The following is a 25,459-nucleotide window of genomic DNA, read 5'->3' as shown; positions in this document are numbered from 1 at the left end:
AAGCCATGAGCAAATACGACACCGCCACCGTCCAATCCGTCCACCACTGGACCGACACGCTTTTCAGCTTCACCTGCAGCCGCGAACCGAGCCTGCGCTTCAACAACGGCGAATTCACGATGGTCGGCCTCGAGGTCGACGGCAAGCCGCTCGCGCGCGCTTACTCGATCGTCAGCCCGAACTACGAGGATCACCTCGAGTTCTTCAGCATCAAGGTCCAGGACGGCCCGCTGACGTCGCGCCTGCAGCATCTGAAGGTGGGCGACACGGTGCTGATCGGCAAGAAGCCGACCGGCACGCTGGTCGCCGACAACCTGCTGCCGGGCAAGACGCTGTGGATGCTGTCGACGGGCACGGGCCTCGCGCCGTTCATGTCGATCATTCGCGATCCGGACATCTACGAACGCTTCGACAAGGTCATCCTGACGCACACCTGCCGCCTGAAGGGCGAGCTGGCGTACATGGACTACATCAAGCACGACCTGCCGGGCCACGAGTACCTGGGCGACATCATCAAGGAAAAGCTCGTCTACTACCCGACGGTCACCCGCGAAGCGTTCGACAACGAAGGCCGGATCACCGATCTGATCGCGACCGGCAAGCTGTTCACCGATCTCGGCGTGGCGCCGTTCTCGCCGGAACACGACCGCGTGATGCTGTGCGGCAGCACCGCGATGCTGAAGGACACCACCGACCTGCTGAAGCAGGCCGGCCTGGTCGAGGGCAAGAACAGCGCGCCCGGACACTACGTGATCGAGCGCGCCTTCGTGGACTGATCGGTCCCCGGAAATTGTCCGCGGTCAACAAACCGGAGCTTTGGCTCCGGTTTTTTTTTGTCCCCACTTGGCGAATTCGTAACAAACTGAGACTATTCATCCCGAAATAGTTACATTTCGATACGGGTGGAACCGGTATTTTCCCGTCGGTGTTTTTCCTACAACACCTTCAAGCCGATTGTGCACATTTACCCTTAAATGTCCGCCTGTCATGAATTTTTCGAAAATTTTGAGATATGATGCGGCCCGAGCGGTTGCTGTTCGGAGGGTCATGAAAGGGTCGGACAAAAACGTTACGAGTTGTAACTTTTGTTACTTCGGCGATGGGCGATTCTCTGGCGGCGACCGTCATGGAAACGGCAATCGGGCCACTCAGCCAGCCGGTGTCTGAACCGCTTCTGACAGCAGGGAGAATCATGGATACGTTGCTCAATGCGCCCTCCGGCGCTCACGCCCCGTTCCAGTCGCAGCCGTTCGCGCCCCGCGGCGCCGCTGCCGATCCGATGATTGACACTCTCCCCGAACGCGACGCATCCGCTGCACGGATCGCGGCGCTGTCCACGCAATTGATGGCCGCCGACGAAGCCGCCCGCCGCTATCTGGCCGGCGAGCTGCACGACGGGCTCGGCGCCGAACTCACCGCCGCGCGTTTCGCGCTCGCCAACGTTCTGACCTGGCTGCCGGCCGATGCGCCGGAAGGCTGCGTGCGCGCGGTCGAACTCGCACAGCGCGCGCTCGACGCCGCGACCGACGCAAATCGCCGGCTGATCGACGAACGCGACACGCCGCCGCTCGATGGCGGCGTGGTCGGCGCGCTGTCGACGTGGGTCGACAGCCATGCGGCCCGCACCGGGCTGCGCACCAGCTTCGTGTGCGCGGCCGACGGCCGCCTCACCCAGCTCGGGGGCGCGAGCGCGCTGGCGATCTTTCGCGTCGCGCAGGAAGCGCTGTCGAACGTCGCCAAGCATGCACGCGCGACGTCCGCCGACGTGCGCATCGACACCGACGCTACCCATCTGGCCCTGATCGTCAGCGACGACGGTCGCGGTTTCGCGCGAGGCCGGCGCGTCGGCTACGGCCTCGCCGGCATGCGCGCGCGCTGCGAAGCGTTCGGCGGCAGCTTCGACGCCGGCAAGCCGGCGTCGGGCCGCGGCACGCGCGTGGTCGCGCGCTTCGCATGGGATTCGCTGTTCGCGGTGCCCGCCGTCGCGCGCCGCGCGTCGCGTTCGTGAGGTCGACATGAGCTTGAACATCCTGCTCGTCGACGATCATGCGATCGTCCGGCAAGGGATCCGCCACCTGCTGATCGATCGCGGCATCGCGCGCGAGGTCACCGAAGCCGAGACCGGCAGCGACGCGATGGCCGCCGTCGACCGCCAGACCTTCGACGTGATCCTGCTCGACATTTCGTTGCCCGATACGAACGGCATCGAGGTGCTCAAGCGCATCAAGCGCAAGCTGCCGAACGCGCCCGTGCTGATGTTCTCGATGTACCGCGAGGATCAGTACGCGGTGCGCGCGCTCAAAGCCGGCGCGGCCGGCTATCTGTCGAAGACGGTGAACGCCGCGCAGATGATCGGCGCGATCCAGCAGGTCGCCGCCGGCCGCAAGTACGTGAGCCCGGCGATGGCCGAGGCGCTCGCCGAATACGTGTCGTTCGAGAACGAGCCGCTGCCGCACGAGAAGCTGTCCGACCGCGAATACCAGACGCTCTGCATGCTCGCGTCGGGCAAGCGCCTCACCGACATCGCGAACACGCTGTCGCTGTCGGTGAAGACGGTGAGCGTGTACCGCTCGCGGCTGCTCGAGAAGATGCGGCTGTCGAACAACGCGGAGCTGACGTTCTACGTGATGAGCAACCGGCTCGTCGACATGGCGCCCGCGTCGGGCGGCTGAGCGACTGCCGCTTGGCGGGCGCTTCATCGGGCGCTTCGCTTCGTTCGGCGGGATCTCATGCTCGCCGCACGTTTCACCCGCTTCACCCGTTCGGCGCGGGTTCGACCCGCGCCGCGGCCTCCCCCGCACCGGCGACGCCCCGCCCGCGCAGCGCGCAAGCGCTTGTTTTATCGGACGATTTCGCAGCGCGCCGCTGCGCCGCAACGGGTCTTCTGCGCCAAATCGGCTAAAATTCCGGGTTTTTCACTCAGTCGGCGCGGCCGTGTTCGCGCGCGCTGGAGACCTACCCCGCAATGTCCCTCTTCCGCAAGAAAAACGTCGATCGCATGATCGCCGGCGCGCACGCCGCCGGGCTCAAGAAAGCGCTCGGCGCCATCGATCTCACCTTCCTCGGCATCGGCGCGATCATCGGCACCGGCATCTTCGTGCTGACCGGCACCGGCGCCGTGCAGGCCGGCCCCGCGCTGATGCTGTCGTTCGTGATCGCCGCGATCGCGTGCGGCCTCGCAGCGCTGTCGTATGCCGAGTTCGCGTCGACCATTCCGGTCGCCGGCTCGATCTACACCTATTCGTACGCGACGCTCGGCGAGCTGGTCGCGTGGATCATCGGCTGGGACCTGATGCTCGAATACGGCCTCGCGGCATCGGCCGTGTCGGTCGGCTGGTCGGGCTACCTGCAGTCGCTGCTGCAGGGCTTCGGGCTGTCGCTGCCGACCGTGCTGACCGCCGCGCCAGGCGCGATCCCCGGCACCGTCACGTGGTTCAACCTGCCCGCGTTCCTGGTGATGCTGGTGATCACGACGCTGCTGTCGATCGGCATCCGCGAATCGACCCGCATCAACAACGTCATGGTGTTCATCAAGGTGTCGGTGGTGCTGCTCGTGATCGCCGTCGGCCTGTTCCACGTGACGCCCGCGAACTGGAAGCCGTTCATGCCGCACGGCTGGAACGGCGTGTTCGGCGCGGCGGCCGTGATGTTCTTCGCGTTCATCGGCTTCGACGCGGTGTCGTCGGCGGCCGAGGAAGTGAAGAATCCGAAGCGCGACCTGCCGATCGGCATCATCGCGTCGCTGGCCGTGTGCGCGGTGCTGTACGTGACGGTCGCGGCCGTCGCGACCGGCATCGTGCCGTCGGCGCAGTACGCGAACGTGTCGCACCCGATCTCGTATGCGCTGCAGATCGCCGGCGAGAAGTGGGTGGCCGGCTTCATCGACCTCGGCGCGGTGCTCGGCATGCTGACCGTGATCCTCGTGATGAGCTACGGCCAGACGCGGATCATCTTCGCGATGTCGCGCGACGGGCTGCTGCCGGCGATGCTGTCGCGCGTGCATCCGCGCTACGCGACGCCGTTCCTGACGACCTGGCTGGTCGGCCTGTTCTTCGGGCTGATCGCGGCGCTCGTGCCGCTGAACGTGCTCGCCGAGCTGATCAACATCGGCACGCTCGCGGCGTTCTCGATGGTGTCGATCGCGGTGCTGGTGCTGCGCCGCACGCACCCCGAGCTGCCGCGCGCGTTCCGCTGCCCCGGCGTGCCGGTGGTGCCGATCCTCGCGGTCGGCGCGTGCCTGTTCCTGATGCTGAACCTGCAGCCCATCACGTGGGCCGCGTTCGGCATCTGGCTCGTGATCGGCCTCGTGATCTACTTCCTGTACTCGCGCCACCACTCGAAGCTGGCGCGCGGACAGCACGACGCGCACTGACGCCACGCGCACGTGCGTTCGCACGTGAAATGGCAGATGCAGCCGCGCACCCACGCAGCGCGTGCGGCTGCAACGCCGCACCGGGCCGCCCGGCCCCGTGCGGCGCGCAGCGCCTCCGCCTCCGCCTTCCTCCTCCGCCACAACCGCGCCGCGCCATTGCCGCGCGCGGGCGCTGCCTGATCGTCCCGATCTCTTGCCCGATCCTCGCCATTTGCGCCCCACACGCGCACGCTGGCAGCACGCGCGCGCGGTGCGGTTCATAATCCCGCCATCGAACGACGGTTGGGAGCCGCAGACCGTCCGGCAACGGGAAAACATCATGGACAGCGTCGATCTCGATGTACTGAAATCCAGCGCGCGCTGGCTCGCCGACGGGCGCCGCGTGCTGCTCGTGACGGGCGTGAAGACCTGGGGCTCGTCGCCCCGCCCCGAGGGGGCGATGCTCGCGGTGCGCGAAGACGGGCTGGTGGTCGGCTCGGTGTCCGGCGGATGCATCGAGGACGATCTGATCGCGCGCGTTCATGCCGCGGGCATCGCGGCCGACGCGCGGCCGGAGGCGGTGAAGTACGGCGTCACCGCCGAAGAAGCGCATCGCTTCGGCTTGCCGTGCGGCGGCACGATCCAGCTGGTGCTCGAGCCGCTCACGCGCGACAGCGGGATCGCCGAGCTGTGCGCACAGGTCGAGGCCGGCCGCCTCGTCACGCGCACGATGACGCTCGCGACCGGCCACGCGTCGCTGTCGCCGGCGCAAGCCGCCGACGCGCTCGCGTTCGACGGCGAACGGCTCGTGACGATCCACGGGCCGCGCTACCGGATCCTCGTGATCGGCGCGGGGCAGTTGTCGCGCTACCTGTGCCAGATCGCGGCGGGGCTCGACTATCAGGTGACGGTCTGCGATCCGCGCGACGAATACACGGATGGATGGGACGTGCCGGGCACGCGGGTCGTGCGGACGATGCCAGACGACACGGTGCTCGACATGAAGCTCGACGCGCGCTCCGCCGTGATCGCGCTCACGCACGACCCGAAGCTCGACGATCTCGCGCTGATGGAGGCGCTGAAGACGCCCGCGTTCTACGTGGGCGCGCTCGGCTCGCGCCGCAACAATGCGGCGCGGCGCGAGCGGCTGCGCGAATTCGATCTGAGCGAGGCCGAGCTTGCGCGGCTGCACGGGCCGGCCGGCATCTACATCGGCAGCCGCACGCCGCCGGAAATCGCGATCTCGATCCTCGCTGAGGTGACGGCCGCGAAGAACAACGTATCGCTGCCGACGATCCTGCAGGTGGAAGGCGCGAAGGCCGCGCGCGAACTCGCGGCGAGCAGCGGCGCGACCTGCGGGTCGTGACGCCGGCGGGCGCGATGGGCGGTGTGCGCGCACGCGCTGCAGCGTCGATCCGGTCGCCTTACGCGAATCCCGCGGCAAGCGCCGCGGCAACCGAGCCGGCCACCAGCACGACGCCGACCGTGCGACGCTTGTTCAGCTCGGTCCACAGCAACACGCCCGTCAGCGACAACAGGATCAGCGACCCCGCGATCGTGTCCATCAGCAACACCCAGCCGATGCCCATGCCGACGCCGCGGTGCAGGCTGCTCAACGTGCCGACGAACGTATTGCCGGTGCGCTTGACCGACACGTAGCCGTTGCCGACCCAGTAGTCGGCCTGCACGTTCTGGTGCGGTCCGAACACGCCGATCTGCCAGTGCTCCGGCTGCATCACGCGCCGGTCGCCCCACGCGACCGCCTGCGCCGGCTCCTTGCGTACACGGCCCGGCCGGCCTTCGAAGTGCAGTTCCTGCTGCAGCCAGCGGGTCATCGCCGCGGGCGAGCGCGGCGCCGGATCCGGCAGCGCGAGCTGCAGCTGCTCGACCTGCGGCTCGCCGGTGGAAATCTTCAACGGCGCCGCGCGATGGTTGAGCAGCACGCCCGTCACGCCGAACAGCAGGCCGAGCACCGCGCCCCACAGTCCGACCCAGCCGTGCACCTTGCGCAGCCACTTGATGAAGGTCGCGCGGCGCGAACGGCGGCGGCGCGCCGCCAGCTCGGCGTCGCTCGCCGGACGCACGGCCGGTCGCAGCACGGTGACGCCCGCGGCGGGCTGGTCGGCCCGCAGCGGGGCGATCGTTTCAGGCGCGTTCACGCAATAGCTTCCATTCGTTCGACACGACGAGCGGCGCCACGTGGAACGTGCGCCGCCCGGTCAATATGATAATGAGAATGGATATCATTACATAAAGCGGGATGCAGCTCAATCCGTCTGCATCGCACGGCGCGCGCGGAACGAGGAGCGAATAGACGGGAATGCCCACCGATCGGCGGCTGATCGGGCAGATTTACGGCGAGATACGGGAAGAAAGCCCGCGCCAGCCGACACCGACGCAACAGCGCAGGCAAGCAACGAAACGAACGAGCGAACCCGCGCGACGCTCAGCGTCGCAGTGCCGGCAGCGGAAAGTGCGCGGCGCCGTCCGGCTCACGCTCCGGCTCGGCGCGATCGAGCGCGTACAGCCAGGCAAGCAGATCGGCGACGGCCTGGTAAAGCTGCGGCGGAATCCGGTCGTCGAGGTCGACCTGCATCAGCAGCGACACCATCTCCGGCGCGGTATGCACGTACAGGCCGGCATCGCGCGCGCGCTCGACGATCATGTCGGCGACCAGCCCGTAGCCCTTCGCGACGACGCGCGGCGCGGCGTCCCCGCCCTTCGGATCGTAGACCAGCGCGGCCGCGCGCTTGCGGGAACCCATGCTCATCGCGGCACCGTTTCGTCGACGTCCGGCGTGCCGCCCGCGCCGCCCCGCGCATACGCGGCGGCGGCGGCCTGCGCGACGAACGCGTCGAAGCCGTCCGGCGCGTCGCCGACCGCGCGGATCGACAGGCCGCCGAGCCGCAGCCCCGAGCCTTCGAAGCGCTGCCGCAGCGCGGCCTCGTTACGCGTCAGCCGGCCCGCACCGGCCGAATTCGCGCGCAGGCGCGCGACGAGTTGCGCGCCGTTCAGCACCAGTTCGGCGTCGACGGTGCCGAGCGACGGCAGCGTCAACGTGAGCCGCGTGCGCCACGCGATGCCGTCGCCCGCGTCGCCGTCGCCGCCGCGCGGCGCACCGCCGCCCGGGTCGTCCGGCTCGATCGTCCAGTCGAGCCGCGCGCCCGGCCATGCTTCGCCGGTCCAGCGGAACTGGTCGGTCGCGAGGGCATCGAGCTGCTGCCGCACGATCGCGACGGCCGCCGGATGCACGGCCGCCGACGACTGCGGCTGCGCCTGCGGATCGGCCGACGCGGCGGCCAGCGCGGCGCGCGCGGGTGTCGCCCAGTGCGCGTCGGGCAGTTCGCCGAGCGGATCGGCCATGCCGGCCGTGCCCGGCGCACCACCGCGCGCGGCCGCCGACGCGTTCGGCATCGATGCATGCGGCGCGGCGCTGCCCGTCGCCGACGCGCCCGCCGGCAAGGCGGTGCGCGACGCAGCCGGCAGCGGCGCGCGCTGCGCGAGCAGTTCGTCGAGCGGGTCGGGTGCGTCGTGCTGCGCGGCGTCGGCGGCCGTCTGCACCGGCACCGTCGCGAGCCGCGCCTGCGGTTCGCGCATCAGCGCGGCGAGCGGACGCTGGCCGGCAAGCCACTGCGCGAGATGCGATTCGTAGAACAGGCCGCTTTCGCTCACGGCCTGCGCGAGCGCCGCGCGCAGCGCCGCCGTGGGCGGCGCGGCGGGCGTATCGCGCACGGCCGCGGCGGCGTTCGCGGCGGTCGCGGCCGATGGCGTGGAAGAAGAAGGAGAAGAAGACGAAGCAGGCGCAGACGCCGCCGCAGCGGCCACGCCCGGCTGCGCGCCGTCGGGCGACGCGGTCAGCGCATTCAGCAGCACGGTCGGATCGGCCAGCAGCGGTGCGCGCCCGGCGATCGCGGGCGTCGCGACACCGCCCGAACGCGAGATCGCATCGAGCACCAGCGCGACGTCGGACAGCGCGGTCTGGGCCGAAGCGGGCGGCGCGGCCGGCTGCGCGAGCGCAGGCGCCGCCGACGCCACGCCGGCGCCCGGCGTGCCGACCTGCGCGGCGCCGCTGCCGGCGGGCGCCGTCACGGTGGTCAGCAGGCTGTCGATGCGGCTCGTCAGCAAGGCGGCCGCAACGGGGTCGATACCGGTCATGATCGGAGCCTGCTCACCTCAGCCACTTCGTTGCAAATCCGGAATCGGGGCCCGCGGCAAGCGCCGCCCCGGCAAACGGGCCTTACCCGCGCGCGCGATACAGATCGGTCAATACGCGGCTCGAGCGGCGCGCCTCGAACAGCCCCGACAGCCGGGCCATGTCCGGGCTGGCGAGATCGCGGATCGCGGCGTCGTCGGCCAGGATCCGGCGAATCAATTCGAGCTTGCGGCCCCGCTCGGGCTCGTCGAGCGCAACGCCCGGTGCGGCCTCCTTCAACTCGTCGACGAGGCGCAGGAACTCCACCTGCAGCGCTGGCAACACGCTCCAGTCGGCAGCGCGCGCAGCGCTCAGCATCTGGCCGGACACGGCCGCGAGCGCCTCGTAGCTAGCGAAGTATTGGGCCTTGCCGTTCATCTGGCCGCATCCGCAGCCTGCTGCGCGGCCATCCGGGCGACTTCGGGCGCAATGCCCGTCCACGCTTCCTCGAGCGTGGCGAGCAGCCCGTCGACCTCGACCAGCATCGCGTCGCTGCCCTGCGCGTTGGCCTGCAGCAGCCGGCGGCCCATGTAGGTGTACAGCGCGTCGAGCCGCGCGGCGATCTCGCCGCCGACGTCGCGGTTCAGCGACGCCTGCAGCCCGCTCTCGACGATCGAGATGGCTTTGCCGATCGCTTCGCCGCGAGCGGCCACGTTGCCCTGCTGCAAATGCATGCGCCCCAGTGCGATCGCCTGGCGGGCGCCCTGATACAGCATCGCGATCAGCCGGTGCGGCGACGCGCCCATCACGCCCGTCTCGACGCCGACGCGCGCGTATGCGCTGGCTCCAGCGTGCCCTGGCGAAAACATGCGCTTCTCCTTGTGATGCGTTGGCTATGCGGTAGCCGCCGCCCTGCATCGCACGACGCGGCCCTGTTCCGGAGTTATCGGAAGGGAATTGAAAACCTTTAGGCGCGCACGCGGCCGCCCCGCCCGCGGGACGTCACACCGACATCTGCATGACCTCGTTGTAAGCGCTCACCAGCTTGTTGCGGACCTGGAGGCCGAACTGGAAGCCGATGTTGGCCTTCTGCATGTCGACCATCACGTCGTTCAGCGACACGTTCGCCGCGCCGACCTCGAACGCGCGGGCCTCGCCGAGCGCATGTTGCTGGTCGCCGCTGATCTTGTCGAGCGACGCCTTCATCGCGCTCGCGAAGGTCCCCGCCGTGGCCGCGCCCGAGCCGGCGAGCGCCGCCGCCGGGCTGGCCACGCCGCCGTTCGCCTGCGCGGCCATCGCCTGCATTTGTTGCAATACCGACCCGATTCCGCTGACGTTGGCAACCATGCTGTCCCCAGACACAAGAGAAGAGACCCGGACGTCCCGGGCGACCCGCCGGCGCCGCACCATGCGCACCATGCCGGATAGCGAAAAAGGATAGCAGCGCGGCCCGCGCCAAAGCCGAGAAAGTACGGGGGAAACCCGGCTCTTTTCGGGCGATCGGAGTCGCGCTCCGGTCCCGATAATCGCATCGTGTCATTGTCCGTCCGCTCGCCTGAGCGGCTCAGTCGTCCCGCTCCGGAGAAACTCCTCGCATGGATTCGCAGGCCAACTCGCTGATCAACCCCGACGCTCGCACGGGCCTCGCCGGCCCGGTGCCAGGCGCAACCGCGGCCGCCGCGTTGCCGGGCGCGGGCGCTGCCGGCGCTGACTTCGGGTTCGGCGGCTTCGCGGAACGGATTCCGGGCATCGCACGGATGAAGGGCAACCCGAAGCTGCCGTTCCTGATCGCCGTCGCGTTTGCGATCGCCGCGATTACCGCCCTCGTGCTGTGGAGCCGCACGCCCGACTATCGCGTGCTCTACAGCAACCTGTCCGACCGTGACGGCGGCGCGATCATCGCCGCGCTCCAGCAGGCAAACGTTCCCTACAAGTTCGCCGACGCCGGCGGCGCGATCCTGGTGCCGTCGAACCAGGTGCACGAAACGCGGCTGAAGCTCGCGGCGATGGGCCTGCCGAAGGGCGGCTCGGTCGGCTTCGAGCTGATGGACAACCAGAAATTCGGCATCAGCCAGTTCGCCGAGCAGGTGAACTACCAGCGCGCGCTCGAAGGCGAGCTGCAGCGCACGATCGAATCGATCAACGCCGTGCGCGGCGCGCGCGTGCATCTCGCGATCCCGAAGCCGTCGGTGTTCGTGCGCGACAAGGAAGCACCGAGCGCGTCGGTGTTCATCGACCTCTACCCCGGCCGCGTGCTCGACGAGGGCCAGGTGCAGGCGATCACGCGAATGGTGTCGTCGGGCGTGCCCGACATGCCGGCGAAGAACGTGACGATCGTCGACCAGGACGGCAACCTGCTGACGCAGCCGGCCTCGGCGTCCGGCCTCGACGCGAGCCAGCTCAAGTACGTGCAGCAGGTCGAGCGCAATACGCAGAAGCGCATCGATTCGATCCTCGCGCCGATCTTCGGCACCGGCAACGCGCGCTCGCAGGTCAGCGCGGACATCGATTTCTCGAAGCTCGAACAGACCTCGGAAAGCTACGGCCCGAACGGCACGCCGCAGCAGGCCGCGATCCGCAGCCAGCAGACCAGCAGCGCGACCGAACTCGCGCAGGGCGGCGCGTCGGGCGTGCCGGGCGCGCTGTCGAACACGCCGCCGCAGCCGGCGTCCGCGCCGATCGTCGCGGGCAACGGCCAGAGCGGGCCGCAGTCGACGCCGGTGAGCGACCGCAAGGACCAGACGACCAACTACGAGCTCGACAAGACGATCCGCCACGTCGAGCAGCCGATGGGCAACGTGAAGCGGCTGTCGGTCGCGGTGGTCGTCAACTATCAGCCGGTGGCCGACGCGAAGGGCCACGTGACGATGCAGCCGCTGCCGCCCGCGAAGCTCGCGCAGATCGAGCAGCTCGTGAAGGACGCGATGGGCTACGACGAGAAGCGCGGCGACTCGGTGAACGTCGTGAACAGCGCGTTCTCGACCGCGAACGACCCGTACGCCGACCTGCCGTGGTGGCGCCAGCCGGACATGATCGAGATGGCGAAGGAAGCCGCGAAGTGGCTCGGCATCGCGGCGGCCGCGGCGGCGCTCTACTTCATGTTCGTGCGCCCGGCGATGCGCCGCGCGTTCCCGCCGCCCGAGCCGCCCGCGCCGGCGCTCGCGGCGCCGGAGGACACGGTCGTGCTCGACGGCCTGCCCGCGCCGGAGGCGGCCGCCGAGCCCGATCCGATGCTGCTCGGCTTCGAGAACGAGAAGAACCGCTACGAACGCAACCTCGACTACGCGCGCACGATCGCCCGCCAGGATCCGAAGATCGTCGCCACCGTCGTGAAGAACTGGGTGTCCGATGAACGCTGAAGGCCTGAACAAGAGCGCGCTCCTGCTGATGTCGATCGGCGAGGAAGAGGCCGCTGAAGTATTCAAGTTCCTCGCGCCGCGCGAGGTGCAGAAGATCGGCGCCGCGATGGCCGCGCTGAAGAACGTCACGCGCGAGCAGGTCGAGGAAGTGCTGCAGGAGTTCGCGCGCGAAGCGGAGCAGCACACCGCGCTGTCGCTCGATTCCGGCGACTACATCCGCTCGGTGCTGACCAAGGCGCTCGGCGAGGACAAGGCCGGCGTGCTGATCGACCGGATCCTGCAGGGCAGCGACACGAGCGGCATCGAAGGCCTGAAGTGGATGGATTCGGCCGCCGTCGCCGAGCTGATCAAGAACGAGCATCCGCAGATCATCGCGACGATCCTCGTGCACCTCGACCGCGACCAGGCGTCGGAAATCGCGTCGTGCTTCACCGAACGGCTGCGCAACGACGTGCTGCTGCGGATCGCGACGCTCGACGGCATCCAGCCGGCCGCGCTGCGCGAGCTCGACGACGTGCTGACCGGCCTGCTGTCCGGCAGCGACAACCTGAAGCGCAGCCCGATGGGCGGCATCCGCACCGCGGCCGAGATCCTGAACTTCATGACGAGCCATCATGAGGAAGGCGTGCTCGAAAACGTGCGCCAGTACGACGCCGATCTCGCGCAGAAGATCGTCGACCAGATGTTCGTGTTCGAGAACCTGCTCGACCTCGAGGATCGCGCGATCCAGATGGTGCTGAAGGAAGTCGAATCCGAGACGCTGATCATCGCGCTGAAGGGCGCGCCGCCCGCGCTGCGCCAGAAGTTCCTCGCGAACATGTCGCAGCGCGCAGCCGAGCTGCTCGCCGAGGATCTCGACGCGCGCGGCCCGGTGCGCGTGTCCGAAGTCGAGACGCAGCAGCGCCGCATCCTGCAGATCGTGCGCAACCTCGCCGAGAGCGGCCAGATCGTGCTAGGCGGCAAGGCGGAAGACGCATATGTCTGATGCCGCGCGCGATCGCGCCACGCTCACCGCGTACCAGCGGTGGGAGATGGCGTCGTTCGACCCGCCCCCGCCGCCTCCGCCGCCCGACGACGCGGCCGCCGCGGCCGCCGCGCTCGCCGAGGAACTGCAGCGCGTGCGCGACGCCGCCCATGCGGAAGGCCACGCGGCCGGCCACGTCGACGGCCAGGCGCGCGGCTACCAGGCCGGCTTCGAGCAGGGCCGCGAGCAGGGCTATGCGGCCGGCCAGGCCGAAGCCCGCGAGCAGGCCGCGCAGCTTGCCGCGCTGGCCGTATCGTTTCGCGAGGCCGTGTCGCAGGCCGAGCGCGATCTCGCGTCGGATCTCGCGCAGCTCGCGCTCGACATCGCGCAGCAGGTCGTGCGTCAGCACGTGAAGCACGATCCCGCCGCGCTGGTCGCGGCCGTGCGCGACGTGCTCGCCGCCGAACCGGCGCTGTCCGGCGCCCCGCATCTCGTCGTGAATCCGGCCGACCTGCCCGTCGTCGAAGCCTATCTGCAGGACGATCTCGACACGCTCGGCTGGAGCGTGCGCACCGACGCATCGATCGAACGCGGCGGCTGCCGCGCGCACGCCGCCACCGGCGAGGTCGACGCGACGCTGCCCACCCGCTGGCAGCGCGTCGCCGCCGCGATCGGCAAGGTGAGCACGTGGTGACGCGCGTGCCCGAGCAGCTCGCGCACGACGGCTTGACGCCGCTCGAGCGCGAACTCGCGCTCGCGTCGTTCGGGCCAGAAGGCGCGCCGGGCGCAGAGCCCGCCGCCGCGAGCGCGCCGGCCGACACGCGGCACGCGCCGCACAATCCGCACCTCGAACATTGGCGCACGCATCTGCACACGCTCGCGACGCGCAGCCAGCGTGCGCTGCCGCTGCGGCCCTGCGGGCGCCTCACGCGCGCGGCGGGGCTCGTGCTCGAAGCGATCGGGCTGCGGCTGTCGGTCGGCGCCGAATGCACGATCGAGCTGCCGCCCGGCAGCACGCTGCCGTACGCGCAAGCGGAAGTCGTCGGCTTCTCCGGCGAGCGCCTGTTCCTGATGCCGACCACCGACGTGGCCGGCGTGTTGCCCGGCGCGCGCGTGTGGCCGCTCGAGGCCGCCCCCGTCGCCGATCCGCTCGCGGGCGCGAAACGGCTGCCGGTCGGCTGGGAAATGCTCGGGCGCGTCGTCGACGCGTCGGGCCGCCCGCTCGACGGCCTCGGCCCGCTCGCGGCGAAGGTCGACGCGCCGCTGTCCGCGCCGTCGATCAACCCGCTCGATCGCGAACCGATCCATCACGTGCTCGACGTCGGCGTACGCGCGATCAACGGCCTGCTCACCGTCGGCCGCGGGCAGCGCATGGGCCTGTTCGCGGGTTCCGGCGTCGGCAAGTCGGTGCTGCTCGGCACGATGGCGCGCTACACGAGCGCGGAAGTGATCGTGATCGGGCTGATCGGCGAACGCGGCCGCGAAGTGAAGGAATTCATCGAGCAGATCCTCGGCGAGGACGGCCTCGCGCGCTCGGTCGTCGTCGCGGCGCCGGCCGACGTGTCGCCGCTGCTGCGGATGCAGGGCGCCGCCTATGCGACCTCGCTCGCCGAATATTTCCGCGACCAGGGCAAGCACGTGCTGCTGCTGATGGATTCGCTGACGCGCTACGCGATGGCGCAGCGCGAGATCGCGCTGGCGATCGGCGAGCCGCCCGCGACCAAGGGCTATCCGCCGTCGGTGTTCGCGAAGCTGCCCGCGCTCGTCGAGCGCACCGGCAACGGGCCGGAAGGCGGCGGCTCGATCACCGCGTTCTACACGGTGCTGACCGAAGGCGACGACCAGCAGGACCCGATCGCCGACTCCGCGCGCGCGATCCTCGACGGCCATATCGTGCTGTCGCGCTCGCTCGCCGAGGCCGGCCACTATCCGGCGATCGACATCGAGGCGTCGATCAGCCGCGCGATGACCGCGCTGATCGACGAAGGGCATCTCGACCGCGTGCGGCAGTTCAAGCAGATGCTGTCGCGCTACCAGCGCAATCGCGACCTGATCGCGGTGGGCGCCTATGCACCGGGCCGCGACGCGCAGCTCGACCGCGCGATCGCGCTCTACCCGCGCATCGAAGCGTTCCTGCAGCAGGGCTTTCGCGAATGCGCGCCGTTCGCATCGAGCCTCGCCGCGCTCGATGCGCTGTTCGACGAATACGGAGGCTGACGCCGATGGCACATGGATTTCCGTTGCAACTGCTGCTCGACCGCGCGCAGGAAGACCTCGACGCCGCGGCCAAGCAGCTCGGCACCGCGCAGCGCGATCGCAGCGCGGCCGCCGAACAGCTCGACGCGCTGCTGCGCTATCGGGACGAATACCACGCGCGCTTCTCGCAGTCGGCGCAGCACGGCATGCCGGCCGGCAACTGGCGCAATTTCCAGGCGTTCATCGATACGCTCGACGCGGCGATCGCGCAGCAGCGCAGCGTGCTGGCCGCGGCCGAAGTGCGCATCGACGAGGCACGCCCGAACTGGCAGCAGAAGAAGCGCACCGTCGGCTCGTACGAGATCCTGCAGGCGCGCGGCGTCGCGCAGGACGCGCAGCGCGCCGCGAAGCGCGAACAGCGCGACGCCGACGAACACGCCGCGAAGATTCTGCGCATGCGGGCCGACGCGGCCCGCTCGGCCTAACCGCTCAACGCTTTCGAACCAGAGAATCGTCATGCTCCCTCTTCCCCTGCTCGGCGCCCTGATCGACACCGCCGGCGCCGCCATCAAGGCCGTTCGCAACTCGGGCTCGTCGGCCGCATCCGCCACGCCGGCCGCGTCGGCCGGCAACGATTCCGCCAGCGGCCCGGCCGCCGTGCCGTTCGCGCAGACGCTCAAGCAAAGCGTCGCCAGCCGCCACGACGCCGCCAGCGGCGACACGTCGGATGGCGCGACTTCATCGGCCGCGTCGACGTCGGCGCCGAATTCGTCGACCTCGGCCGCCGGCACGAACCCGTCGAAGCCGTCCGGCAACCACGACGACAAGTCCACCGACGACGCGAACGCGACGCCGAACCCGGATGCGGCCGCGCTGGCCGCGGCCGTCGCCATGCAGGCGCAATTGCAGGCGCGCGTGGACAATCCGGCGCCGGCCGCCGCGGATGCCGCGGCGACGGCTGCCGGCGCCGCCGCGCTCGCCGGCACGGCGGTCGCAGCGGGCCAGCCCGACGCGACCGCCGCGCTCGCACATCAGGCCGGCACGGATGCCGCCGCCACGCCGGTCGCGCCCGCAGCGGCCCGCGATGCGCTGCAGGCCGCGCTCGCGAAGCTGAGCGGCGACGCGGGCGCGATCGCGCTGCCCGCCGGCGCCGCGGGCACGTCGTCGGCGGCTGCGCCGACGGCCGCAGGCGCGCAGTCCACGCCGACCGTCCCGACCTTCGACCGCACGCTCGCGGACGCGAAGGGTGCGCTCGCAACCCAACAGACGCCCGCGCAAGCGGCCGCCTCGGCGCTGCAGGCCGGCGCGGGCGGCCAGTCGGCCGCGCAGCATGGATTCGGGTCCGGCGAACAGGCCGCCAGCCCGGCAGCCGATGCGACGGCGGCCGCCGCCACCGCAGCGGCCACGGCCGCGGCTGCGGCACAGGCGAACGTGCAGGCGTCTCCGGTCGCCGGCTCGATCGCCGCGGCCAATGCGCACGTGCTCGCGCCGCACGTCGGCACCGCGGACTGGACCGATGCGCTGAGCCAGAAGGTCGTGTTCCTGTCGAATGCGCATCAGCAGAGCGCCGAGCTCACGCTGAACCCGCCGGATCTCGGGCCGCTGCAGGTCGTGCTGCGCGTGGCAGACAATCATGCGCACGCGCTGTTCGTGTCGCAGCACCCGCAGGTGCGCGATGCCGTCGAGGCGGCGCTGCCGAAGCTGCGCGAAGCGATGGAAGCGGGCGGTCTCGGGCTGGGCAGCGCGACGGTCAGCGACGGCGGCTTCGGCTCGCAGCAGAACGCGCAGCAACAGGCCTTCGCCGGCGGACGACCGGCGTCGCGCGCACGCGCCGGATCGTCAGGCGCCGATGCACCGCTCGACGCCGCGCCATCCGCAGCGGCCGCCGCAACCGTGAGCCGCGCCGGCCTCGTCGATACGTTTGCCTGAGCATCGCGTGCGCTGACCGGCGCTCAGCGGCCGTGCACGGCCGCGACCGCCGCGCTGCGCGACGCGCTGCCGTTGCGCGCCGCGACGACGAAGTCCGCCGCGCGCTCGCCGATCATCACCGACGGCGCATTCGTGTTGCCGCCGATCAGCGTCGGCATCACCGACGCATCCACGACCCGCAACCCGTCGACGCCGCGCACGCGCAGTTGCGGATCGACGACCGCCCGCGCATCGGAGCCCATCCGGCAGGTGCCGACCGGATGGTAGATCGTGTCGGCGTGCGCGACGATCGTCGCGCGCAGCTCGGCGTCGCTCTGGTCTGCCCGCGTGTACAGCTCGCGGCCGCCTTGCGACGCGAGCGGCGCCTGCGACAGGATCCGCCGCATCGCGTGCGCGCCGCGCACCAGCAGGTCGAGATCGCGCGTATCGCTGAAGAAGCGCGGATCGATCAGCGGCGCGTCGCGCGCATCGCCGCTCGCGAGCGCGACCGTGCCGCGGCTGAACGGACGCAGCGCGCACACGTGCAGCGAATAACCGAACCCCCAATGCATCTTGCGGTTGTGATCGTCGACCAGCGCCGCGCAGAAATGCAGCTGCAGGTCGGGACGATCGAGCGACGGATCGCTCTTGATGAAGCCGCCGGCCTCCGCGACGTTGCTCGTCATGATCCCCGTGCGGCTCGACAGGTAGCGCGCGAGCGCGGGCGTCATCTTCGCGATGCCGCGCAGACAGATGCCGACCAGTTCGGACGAATTCACGCGCGTATTGACGATGAAGTCGATGTGGTCGCTCAGGTTCGTGCCGACCTCCGGCGCATCGTGCACGACCGCGATGCCGTGCCGGCGCAGCTGCTCGACCGGGCCGATCCCCGAGCACATCAACAGTTGCGGCGAGTTGAACGCGCCGGCCGACAGGATCACTTCCGCCCGCGCGCCGAGCGTCTCGACGCGCCCGTCGCGCGACACCACGACGCCGACCGCGCGCTTGCCGTCGAAGCCGACGCGCAGCACCGTCGCATCGGTGATCACGTGCAGGTTCGGCCGGTTGCGGCCGTAGATGTACGCCCGCGCGACGCTGCAGCGCGAGCCGTCGCGATGCGTGACCTGGTAGAAGCCGACGCCTTCCTGCGTCGCGCCGTTGAAGTCGTCGTTCAGCGGATAGCCGGCCGCATGCGCGGCCTGCACGAATCGTTCGGAGAACGGATTGCGGAAGCGCAGATCGGAAACCGTGAGCGGACCGTCCGCGCCGTGCCATGCGTCGGCGCCGCGCTGGTTGCCTTCCGCGCGGCGGAAATACGGCAGCACCTCCTGCCAGCCCCAGCCCGTCGCGCCGAGCGCCGCCCACTCGTCGTAGTCGCCCGGATGGCCGCGCGTGTAGATCATCGCGTTGATCGCGCTCGAGCCGCCCATCCCGCGGCCGCGCGGCTGATAGCCGCGGCGGCCGCCGAGGCCCGGCTGCGGCACCGTCTCGTAACCGTAGTTGGTGCCGAGCTTGAACGGCACGAGCGCCGCGATGCCGACCGGCATGTTGACGAGCAGATTGCGCTCCGTGTGCGAACCGGCTTCGATCAGCGCGATCGTCGCATCGGGGCAGGCGTCGGCGAGGCGGCCGGCGAGGCTCGAGCCGCCCGAGCCCGCGCCGACGATGATGTAGTCGTATTGCACGTCACGTCTCCTTCGTGTCATGAACGGCGCCCGGTTCGGCCGGCTCCCGCTTGTAATGTTCGGGCATTGTAGGAACGGCCATCGCGCGCGCGGCAGGTCCATTAAAGAGCGATTCCTCTAAACGCACGCGTGAACTAAATTTAAGATGTGTCGATCGATGCGACGCGATGCAACGGCCGCCAGACGCCGCGCCGTCGCAAAACTGGGGAGACGACGATGCAGCGCGAAGCTCTGCGAGCCGCGTGCCGACCGGATGATCCGATCGCGCCGCGCGCCGCCCGCATTTCAATTCAAACGGACGCCACCACGGCGACGTGCTGCAGCCGATGCAGCAGCAGCCGAAATCGAACGACGTCGCACACGGCCGACCGTTTGGACGGCCCGTCGAGCGAGCGGCGGGTCGCGCGTGCACACACGCATCTGCCCATGCTGCGCGACTGCGCTTCGCCGCACCGGCGAGCGCCCGACGCGGCCGTCCGCGCTTGCCACGACGATCGGCTCGCGCCGCCTGCGCGCACCGCGTCGCCCCGATTCCGCATCCGGATACCGTCGCGCGGACGCGACGCTTGCCTGCCGCTTCATGCCGTTTTCGCTCACCCGACGCATCCGGCCCCACGCCGCGTCGCGCATGCGGCCCCGACCCGACCCGCCACGCTCGCCGAGCGCACACGTGCGGCCTGACTGCTGGCCGACGCGCCACGCTCACCTGGAGAACATGCGATGAAGAACGACCTGCCCGAACTGGCCCCGCAAGCGCTGCCGTCGCTCGATGCGCTCACGTCGCTGCTGCGCGATCAGCGCGCGGCTTACCTGCGCGCCCCGTACCCGGAATGGGACACGCGCGCGCAGCACCTGCGCGCGCTGCGCACGATGCTGATCGAGCACGCCGATGCGCTCGCCGATGCGATCAGCGCCGACTTCGGGCATCGCGCGAAACAGGAGGTGCTGCTGTCGGAAATCTGGATGGCGAAGGAAGAGATCGACGATGCGCTGAAGCACGGCAAGCGCTGGATGAAGCCGATGGCGAAGCGGATGAACAAGTGGCTGCGGCCGGCGCGCGCCAAGGTCGTGCCGCAGCCGCTCGGCGTGGTCGGCATCGTCGTGCCGTGGAACTATCCGGTGCTGCTCGCCGCCGGCCCGCTGATCTGCGCGCTGGCCGCCGGCAACCGCGCGATCGTCAAGATGTCCGAGCTGACCCCGCGCACGTCGGCGCTGTTCGAGCAGCTGATCGCGAAGACCTTCTCGCGCGACCACGTTGCGGTCGTGAACGGGGATGCGGAGCTCGGCGCCGCCTTCAGCGCGCTGCCGTTCGACCATCTGCTGTTCACCGGCTCGACGCACGTCGGCCGCCACGTGATGCGCGCCGCCGCCGACAACCTGACGCCCGTGACGCTGGAACTCGGCGGCAAGTCGCCGGCGATCATCGGCCCGAATGCGCGCTTCGATGCGGCGGTCGACGCGATCATCGGGGGCAAGACGCTGAACGCGGGGCAGACCTGCATCGCCCCCGACTACGTGCTGCTGCCGCGCGGGATGGAAGGCGCGTTCATCGAGCGCGCGCGGGCGCGCTTCGCGAAGCTGTATCCGGACCTGTCGAACAACGGCGACTACACGACGATCGTGTCGCCGCGCCACTACGCGCGGCTGCAGCAGCTCGCGAGCGACGCGCAGGCGGCCGGCGCGCAACTGCACCCGCTGTCGGATGCGCCATCCGATCCCGCGTCGCGCCGCTTCGTGCCGTGCGCGCTCACGCACGTGCCGGACGCGTCGCAGGTGATGCAGGAGGAAATCTTCGGGCCGCTGCTGCCGCTCGTGCCGTACGAACGGCTCGACGAGGCGATCGGCTACGTGAACGCGCGGCCGCGGCCGCTCGCGCTGTACCTGTTCGACGAGGATCGCGGCACGATCGACCGCGTGCTGCGCGAAACGATTTCAGGCGGCGTGACCGTCAATGAAACGCTGATGCACATCGCGTGCGGCAGCCTGCCGTTCGGCGGTGTCGGTGCGAGCGGGATGGGCGCATATCACGGCTACGACGGCTTCGTGACGTTCTCGAAGATGAAGCCCGTGCTCACGCAGTCGCGGCTGAACGCGCGCGGGCTGATCGCGCCGCCGTACGGCAAGCGCTTCGCCGCGGTGATCCGGATGATGCTGAAGTTCTGAGCGGCGGGGGCGGCGCGGCGCTCGCGCCGGAGCGCGGCGCGGTTGGCCACCCGCGCGGTCACACGGGCCAGAGCGGCCCTTCCTGCATCGCGCCGATCTGCTCGCGCAGCTCGAGTACGCGCGCTTCCCAGTAGCGATGCGTGTTGAACCACGGAAACGCCGCGGGAAACGCCGGATCGTCCCAGCGACGCGCGAGCCACGCCGCGTAATGGATCAGGCGCAGCGTGCGCAGCGCCTCGATCAGATGCAGCTCGCGCGGCTCGAATTCGCAGAAATCCTCATAGCCGGCGAGCAGGTCCGCGAGCGCGCGCGACGCGCCTTCGCGATCGCCCGGCAGCAGCAGCCAGAGATCCTGTACGGCCGGCGCCATCCGGCTGTCGTCGAAGTCGACGAAATGCGGGCCGGCATCGGTCCACAGCACGTTGCTCGGATGGCAGTCGCCGTGCGTGCGCAGCATGCGCACGTCGCCCGCGCGGTCGAACGCGGCCTCGACGCCTTCGAGCGCGAGCGCCACTGCCGTCTCGTACGCCGGCCGCACATCGTGGGGAATGAAATCGTGCGCGAGGAGGTAGTCGCGCGGCTCGTAGCCGAACGTGCCGATGTCGAGCGCCGGACGCGCGACGTACGGCTGCGTCGCCCCGACCGCATGAATGCGGCCGATGAAGCGGCCGAGCCATTCGAGCGTGTCGCTGCGATCGAGGTCCGGCGCGCGGCCGCCGCGACGTTCGAAGATCGAGAAGCGAAAGCCGCCGAACGCGTGCAGCGTGCGACCGTCGAAGACGCGGGCAGGCACCGCCGGAATCTCGCGCGCGGCGAGTTCGGCGACGAACGCGTGTTCTTCGAGGATTGCGTCGTCCGACCAGCGCGCGGGCCGGTAGAACTTCGCGACGACGGGCGGGCCATCCTCGATGCCGACCTGGTAGACGCGGTTCTCGTAGCTGTTGAGCGCGAGCAGGCGCCCGTCGGTGCGCAGCCCGGCCGGCATCAGCACGCTGTCGAGCGCGTCGAGCACGCACTCGGGCGTGAGGCCGGCGAACGGCGGGCCGGCGGGAGCAGCGGAGGCGGAAGTAACGTCTGTCATGCCCCGCATTGTGCCGTCAGCCGCGCCGAAACACGAGCGTTGGCTGCGATGCGTGGACTCAGTGGATCGCGGCGCCGGCCGGCAGCACGGATTCGCCGGTGTCGATCAGGTCCTCGAGAAAGAACGGCTCGGTGTTGAGTTCCTTCGACTCGCCCGGTACGCCCGCGTACCAGGTCACCATGGCCATGTCGCCCAGAACGCGCTGAACGATGCCGCGCGCGCCCTTCGGCACTGCGATATGGGTAGTGCAGACAATCGACCCGACATGCATGATGGTTCCCCACTCTTGAAACTTGAAACCCGGCTCGCGGACGAGCCGGCAAATGCACGATCCGCGCCGCCCTCGCCGGGGATGTTGCGCGTGATCCCATTGTTCACGGTTTATCGAAGCGCGAAAAGAAGAAGAAGCGGGTGAAGTGCCGCGAATTCGTCGAATGTCTCCAATCAACCACTGCGTCGTGCGCGCGCTTGCACGCCCGATCAACCCCATCATACCCTGTCGCACGTGACCGTCCGCGGAAAGCGCCCGGCGCGTGCGTCACGCGTGTCGTCACGCGTGTTGCGCCGGTGAACCGTGCGATGCGCGACGTGCCTGCGATGGCTGCGCGGCCGCGTGCGCGGCGATCGCGATCGTCGTCGGATCGCGTACGGCTGGCGCGCGGGTGTGCGGGTGTTCTCCTACCCCGTTGCGCCGGATGGCCGCCTCGCGGTACCTTTGACGTTCATTCGCATTCGAACGCATTTCGACACGATGCATTCGCTCACGTCCGCACCTGCAGAATCCTGGCCGCAGCTCGACTCGCGGCCGCAGGCGTGCGCGCATTCGTCCGCTCCCCCTCCACCTGTCGCAACGCCGCTCGTCGGCGCCGCGCCGCCGCCACCGGCGACGCGCGCCGGCTGACCAGCCGGTATTCCGCTTTCCATCCGCCCGCGTGACACACGCGGTACGCGCTCGCGTATCGCGTATCGCACGTCTGCGCGCGGCATGGAACGTCTCGATCCGTTCGACAGGTGAATTCACATGATTTCGTTCAAACGCGCGCTCGCCGCGCATGGCGCAACGTCGCTGTTCGTCCTGCTGTGGAGCAGCGGCGCGATCTTCGCCGAACTGGGGCTGCGTCACGCGTCCGCGTTCGTTTTCCTCGCCGCGCGCTTCGCGCTCGCATCGCTCGTGCTCGTCGTGCTGGCCTGCGTGCGCGGACGCTGGCTGCCGCCGCGCGGCGAGCGCCGCATGGCCGCGCTCACCGGCTTGCTGATGATGGGGGGCTATTCGATCTTCTATCTGCTCGCGCTCGAGCGCGGGATCGCGCCCGGCGTGCTCGCGACGATCCTCGGCGTGCAGCCGATCGTCACGCTCGCGATCGTCGAGCGGCGCTGGCAGCCGATGCGCGTCGCGGGGCTCGGGCTGTCGCTGGCCGGGCTGGCGCTCGTCGTATGCCGCGGCGTCGGCGACGCGGGCATGCCGCTGACGGGCGTCGCGTGCGCACTCGCCGCGCTCGTCGCGCTGACCGTCGGCGCATTGCTGCAAAAACGCACGCGCGCGGCGCCCGCCGACGTGCTGCCGTTGCAGAACGCGATCGGCCTCGCGCTGTGCGTCGCGATCCTGCCGTTCCAGCGCGTGTCGCTCGAGCCGGGTTGGGCATTCGTCGTACCGTTGCTGTGGCTGGGCATCGTGATTTCGGTGATCGCGCAGCTGCTGTTCTATCGGTTGATGCAGCGCGGCGATCTCGTCGACGTGACGAGCCTGTTCTATCTCGTGCCCGTCGTCACCACGCTGATGGACGCGTTGTGGCTCGGCCACCGCCCCGCGCCGCTCGCGCTCGCCGGCATGGGCGCCATCGTCGCGGGGCTCGTGCTCGTGTTTCGCCCGTCGGCACGTCGGCCGCGCTGCGGCCGCGCATAGCCGACACGGGCCGCTTACCAGGTCGGCATCGCCGGTCCGGACTGCGCTTTCGCACAAACCGAAAGCAACGGGAAAGGCTGGCGCAAGGCATTCGTCCGATTCGCAGCGAAACGGGCGACATTCGGGCGTTTTCCCGCTGCTTTTAATGGTTCGGATAGCGAAAAACGCGGCGCGGTTGCCTATACTCGAATTGTCCGGCCCGCTTGCGAGCGGGTCGGCCCCACATTAGAAATACCGGGCATGGGGCCGGTGCAGGCGCGTGCCTGCGCCGGCCGACTACGGAGACACGCATGACCACCTATTTCACGATCGGCGACTTCATCCTGTTGATTCCGATGGCGCTGGCCGGCGCGCTGTTTCTCGGCGCGGTGCCGTGCGCCACGCAGTTCCGCCACAACCTGCTGCGCGTGCTGGGCGTGATCCTCGGCGTCGGCGTCGCGGTATTGCTCGTCGAAGGGCTGCCTGCGCTGCTGTAGCAACGCGCCCATTGCGTGCGGTTCACGTCGCTGCATCGCAGCGACGCAGCGGCTCGCACGCAGTTGCCGCGCGCAGTTATCTGCGATACGGCGCCCGATGTTTCGGAGCCCGTATCGCGTGCCGATGCAACCGGTCAGATCGCCTGATCGGTGGACGGCTTTTCCCACAGATTGATCCCGCCTTCGGTCGCGTAGCGATCGATTTCAGCGAGTTCGTCGGCCGAAAATTCGAGGTTCTTTAGCGCGCCGACGTTTTCACGCACCTGCTCCGCACGGCTCGCACCGATCAACGCCGACGTCACGCGCTCGCCGCGCAGCACCCATGCAAGCGCCATCTGCGCGAGGCTCTGGCCGCGCCGCTGCGCGATCGCATCGAGCTTGCGCACGTGCTCGAGGTTCGCCGCGCTCAGGTGATCCTGCTTCAGCGAACCGCCGCCCGGCTTGTTCACGCGCGCATCGGCCGGCACGCCGTTCAGGTATTTCGACGTCAGCAGCCCCTGCGCGAGCGGCGTGAACGCGATGCTGCCCGTGCCGAGCGCATCGAGCGTGCCGAGCAGTTCGTGCTCGACCCAGCGGTTGAGCAGGTTGTACGACGGCTGATGGATCAGCAGCGGCACCTTGTACCGGGCGAGCAGTTCGGCCATCTCGCGCGTCTTCGCGGCCGAGTACGACGAGATGCCGATATACAGCGCCTTGCCCTGCTGAACCGCCGATGCGAGCGCGCCGGCGGTTTCCTCGAGCGGCGTATGCGCGTCGAAGCGGTGCGAATAGAAGATGTCGACGTAGTCGAGGCCCATGCGCTGCAGGCTCTGGTCGAGGCTCGCGAGCACGTACTTGCGCGAGCCGCCGCCGCTGCCGTACGGCCCCGGCCACATGTCCCAGCCGGCCTTCGTCGAGATCAGCAGCTCGTCGCGGTAGGGCCGGAAATCCTCCTTCAGCAGCCGGCCGAAGTTGATTTCGGCGCTGCCGTACGGCGGCCCGTAGTTGTTTGCGAGGTCGAAGTGATTGATGCCGAGGTCGAACGCGGTGCGCAGAATCTCGCGCTGCGTCGCGATCGGCGTCGTGTCGCCGAAGTTGTGCCACAGGCCGAGCGACAGGGCGGGCAATTTGAGCCCGGATTTGCCGCAGGTGCGGTATTGCATGTCGGCATAACGTTCGGTAGCTGCTTCGTAGGCCATGAGTCGGTTCCGTCTGGACGTCGGGGAAGGGACGCGCGCCGCGCGCAGACATCGCGCGACGGC

Annotated in this window: 25 protein-coding genes; 14 read left to right on the top strand and 11 right to left on the bottom strand. The window is 69.7% G+C overall.

Annotated elements, in window-relative coordinates; genetic code table 11:
- Positions 1-5 precede the first annotated feature (5 nt).
- Positions 6-776 carry a ferredoxin--NADP reductase gene (locus C3Y15_RS12975; protein ID WP_011886291.1) on the top strand — a complete coding sequence of 257 codons (771 nt, stop codon included), beginning with the start codon at positions 6-8 and terminating at the stop codon, positions 774-776.
- 169 nt (positions 777-945) lie between these two features.
- Here C3Y15_RS12975 and C3Y15_RS12970 read toward each other — a convergent pair whose 3' ends face one another.
- Positions 946-1,209 (bottom strand): hypothetical protein, encoded by a 264-nt coding sequence (locus C3Y15_RS12970; RefSeq protein WP_131753889.1) that lies wholly within the window; start codon positions 1,207-1,209, stop codon positions 946-948.
- Between C3Y15_RS12970 and rqpS the strand changes: the two genes are divergently transcribed.
- The 4 genes from rqpS (at position 1,193) to C3Y15_RS12950 (ending at position 5,717) form a co-directional block, all read left to right on the top strand.
- Positions 1,193-2,008, top strand: coding sequence for a quorum system sensor histidine kinase RqpS (gene rqpS / locus C3Y15_RS12965; protein WP_045578700.1), 816 nt, complete (start codon positions 1,193-1,195; stop codon positions 2,006-2,008). The genes C3Y15_RS12970 and rqpS overlap by 17 nt on opposite strands.
- A gap of 7 nt (positions 2,009-2,015) precedes the next feature.
- Positions 2,016-2,672 (top strand): response regulator transcription factor RqpR, encoded by a 657-nt coding sequence (gene rqpR / locus C3Y15_RS12960; protein ID WP_011886293.1) that lies wholly within the window; start codon positions 2,016-2,018, stop codon positions 2,670-2,672.
- Between the two features lie 293 nt (positions 2,673-2,965).
- A complete protein-coding gene (locus C3Y15_RS12955) occupies positions 2,966-4,372 on the top strand; it encodes an amino acid permease (protein WP_011886294.1) in 1,407 nt (468 codons plus the stop codon).
- Positions 4,373-4,691: 319 nt separating this feature from the next.
- Positions 4,692-5,717 (top strand): XdhC family protein, encoded by a 1,026-nt coding sequence (locus C3Y15_RS12950; RefSeq protein WP_134206836.1) that lies wholly within the window; start codon positions 4,692-4,694, stop codon positions 5,715-5,717.
- A gap of 58 nt (positions 5,718-5,775) precedes the next feature.
- Here C3Y15_RS12950 and C3Y15_RS12945 read toward each other — a convergent pair whose 3' ends face one another.
- The 6 genes from C3Y15_RS12945 to fliE all read right to left on the bottom strand — a co-directional run bounded on the left by C3Y15_RS12945 (position 5,776) and on the right by fliE (position 9,830).
- Entirely contained in the window at positions 5,776-6,510 is a 735-nt protein-coding gene (locus C3Y15_RS12945; RefSeq protein WP_059992002.1) for a PepSY-associated TM helix domain-containing protein, read from the bottom strand.
- A gap of 287 nt (positions 6,511-6,797) precedes the next feature.
- Positions 6,798-7,121 (bottom strand): EscU/YscU/HrcU family type III secretion system export apparatus switch protein, encoded by a 324-nt coding sequence (locus C3Y15_RS12940; protein ID WP_014723834.1) that lies wholly within the window; start codon positions 7,119-7,121, stop codon positions 6,798-6,800.
- Positions 7,118-8,506, bottom strand: a complete 1,389-nt coding sequence (locus C3Y15_RS12935) for a flagellar hook-length control protein FliK (RefSeq protein ID WP_069246356.1) — start codon at positions 8,504-8,506, stop codon at positions 7,118-7,120. The genes C3Y15_RS12940 and C3Y15_RS12935 overlap by 4 nt, the downstream gene beginning before the upstream one ends.
- A gap of 82 nt (positions 8,507-8,588) precedes the next feature.
- Positions 8,589-8,921 (bottom strand): flagellar protein FliT, encoded by a 333-nt coding sequence (locus C3Y15_RS12930; RefSeq protein WP_011886299.1) that lies wholly within the window; start codon positions 8,919-8,921, stop codon positions 8,589-8,591.
- Positions 8,918-9,352, bottom strand: a complete 435-nt coding sequence (gene fliS, locus C3Y15_RS12925) for a flagellar export chaperone FliS (protein WP_011886300.1) — start codon at positions 9,350-9,352, stop codon at positions 8,918-8,920. The genes C3Y15_RS12930 and fliS overlap by 4 nt, the downstream gene beginning before the upstream one ends.
- Positions 9,353-9,485: 133 nt before the next feature.
- On the bottom strand, positions 9,486-9,830 hold the full coding sequence (gene fliE / locus C3Y15_RS12920; protein WP_011886301.1) for a flagellar hook-basal body complex protein FliE: 345 nt from the start codon (positions 9,828-9,830) through the stop codon (positions 9,486-9,488).
- Between the two features lie 248 nt (positions 9,831-10,078).
- Here fliE and fliF point away from each other — a divergent pair, with 248 nt between their 5' ends.
- From fliF to C3Y15_RS12885, 6 genes are read left to right on the top strand one after another with little or no spacing between them, the layout of a single operon-like run.
- The gene (fliF, locus tag C3Y15_RS12910) at positions 10,079-11,842 is read left to right on the top strand and encodes a flagellar basal-body MS-ring/collar protein FliF (RefSeq protein WP_014723838.1); all 1,764 of its coding nucleotides are present in this window, start codon (positions 10,079-10,081) and stop codon (positions 11,840-11,842) included.
- A complete protein-coding gene (fliG, locus tag C3Y15_RS12905) occupies positions 11,832-12,827 on the top strand; it encodes a flagellar motor switch protein FliG (protein WP_011886303.1) in 996 nt (331 codons plus the stop codon). Before fliF ends, fliG begins: the two co-directional genes overlap by 11 nt.
- Positions 12,820-13,500 (top strand): flagellar assembly protein FliH, encoded by a 681-nt coding sequence (gene fliH / locus C3Y15_RS12900; RefSeq protein ID WP_059739017.1) that lies wholly within the window; start codon positions 12,820-12,822, stop codon positions 13,498-13,500. The genes fliG and fliH overlap by 8 nt, the downstream gene beginning before the upstream one ends.
- A complete protein-coding gene (gene fliI / locus C3Y15_RS12895; RefSeq protein WP_043291565.1) occupies positions 13,494-15,023 on the top strand; it encodes a flagellar protein export ATPase FliI in 1,530 nt (509 codons plus the stop codon). Before fliH ends, fliI begins: the two co-directional genes overlap by 7 nt.
- Positions 15,024-15,028: 5 nt before the next feature.
- The gene (gene fliJ / locus C3Y15_RS12890) at positions 15,029-15,487 is read left to right on the top strand and encodes a flagellar export protein FliJ (RefSeq protein ID WP_011886306.1); all 459 of its coding nucleotides are present in this window, start codon (positions 15,029-15,031) and stop codon (positions 15,485-15,487) included.
- Positions 15,488-15,518: 31 nt separating this feature from the next.
- Positions 15,519-16,931, top strand: a complete 1,413-nt coding sequence (locus C3Y15_RS12885; protein WP_059462206.1) for a flagellar hook-length control protein FliK — start codon at positions 15,519-15,521, stop codon at positions 16,929-16,931.
- Positions 16,932-16,954: 23 nt separating this feature from the next.
- On the opposite strand, the gene C3Y15_RS12880 is transcribed toward C3Y15_RS12885, so the two are convergent.
- Positions 16,955-18,595 (bottom strand): GMC family oxidoreductase N-terminal domain-containing protein, encoded by a 1,641-nt coding sequence (locus tag C3Y15_RS12880; RefSeq protein WP_069246357.1) that lies wholly within the window; start codon positions 18,593-18,595, stop codon positions 16,955-16,957.
- A 720-nt stretch (positions 18,596-19,315) separates the two neighbouring features.
- On the opposite strand from C3Y15_RS12880, the gene C3Y15_RS12870 reads away from it, so the two are divergent.
- A complete protein-coding gene (locus C3Y15_RS12870; RefSeq protein ID WP_059474625.1) occupies positions 19,316-20,758 on the top strand; it encodes a coniferyl aldehyde dehydrogenase in 1,443 nt (480 codons plus the stop codon).
- 58 nt (positions 20,759-20,816) lie between these two features.
- Here the strand turns inward: C3Y15_RS12870 and C3Y15_RS12865 are convergent, their stop codons facing one another.
- Both C3Y15_RS12865 and C3Y15_RS12860 read right to left on the bottom strand, forming a co-directional pair.
- Complete coding sequence (locus C3Y15_RS12865; RefSeq protein ID WP_011886310.1) at positions 20,817-21,848, bottom strand: serine/threonine protein kinase; 1,032 nt, start codon at positions 21,846-21,848, stop codon at positions 20,817-20,819.
- A gap of 49 nt (positions 21,849-21,897) precedes the next feature.
- A complete protein-coding gene (locus C3Y15_RS12860) occupies positions 21,898-22,110 on the bottom strand; it encodes a hypothetical protein (RefSeq protein WP_011886311.1) in 213 nt (70 codons plus the stop codon).
- Positions 22,111-22,860: 750 nt separating this feature from the next.
- On the opposite strand from C3Y15_RS12860, the gene C3Y15_RS12845 reads away from it, so the two are divergent.
- Together C3Y15_RS12845 and C3Y15_RS12840 are read left to right on the top strand one after the other, a co-directional pair.
- Complete coding sequence (locus C3Y15_RS12845; protein ID WP_034192469.1) at positions 22,861-23,742, top strand: DMT family transporter; 882 nt, start codon at positions 22,861-22,863, stop codon at positions 23,740-23,742.
- 290 nt (positions 23,743-24,032) lie between these two features.
- Positions 24,033-24,218 (top strand): hypothetical protein, encoded by a 186-nt coding sequence (locus C3Y15_RS12840; RefSeq protein ID WP_011886314.1) that lies wholly within the window; start codon positions 24,033-24,035, stop codon positions 24,216-24,218.
- 134 nt (positions 24,219-24,352) lie between these two features.
- Here C3Y15_RS12840 and mgrA read toward each other — a convergent pair whose 3' ends face one another.
- Positions 24,353-25,396, bottom strand: coding sequence for an L-glyceraldehyde 3-phosphate reductase (gene mgrA, locus C3Y15_RS12835; RefSeq protein WP_059890095.1), 1,044 nt, complete (start codon positions 25,394-25,396; stop codon positions 24,353-24,355).
- Positions 25,397-25,459: the final 63 nt, after the last annotated feature.

Origin of the sequence: Burkholderia sp. B10 (assembly GCF_004368385.1) — a bacterium.
GTDB classification, from domain to species: domain Bacteria; phylum Pseudomonadota; class Gammaproteobacteria; order Burkholderiales; family Burkholderiaceae; genus Burkholderia; species Burkholderia vietnamiensis.
Note: the sequence above shows the minus strand (reverse complement) of the source record. Positions and strands in the feature narration are given on the sequence as shown.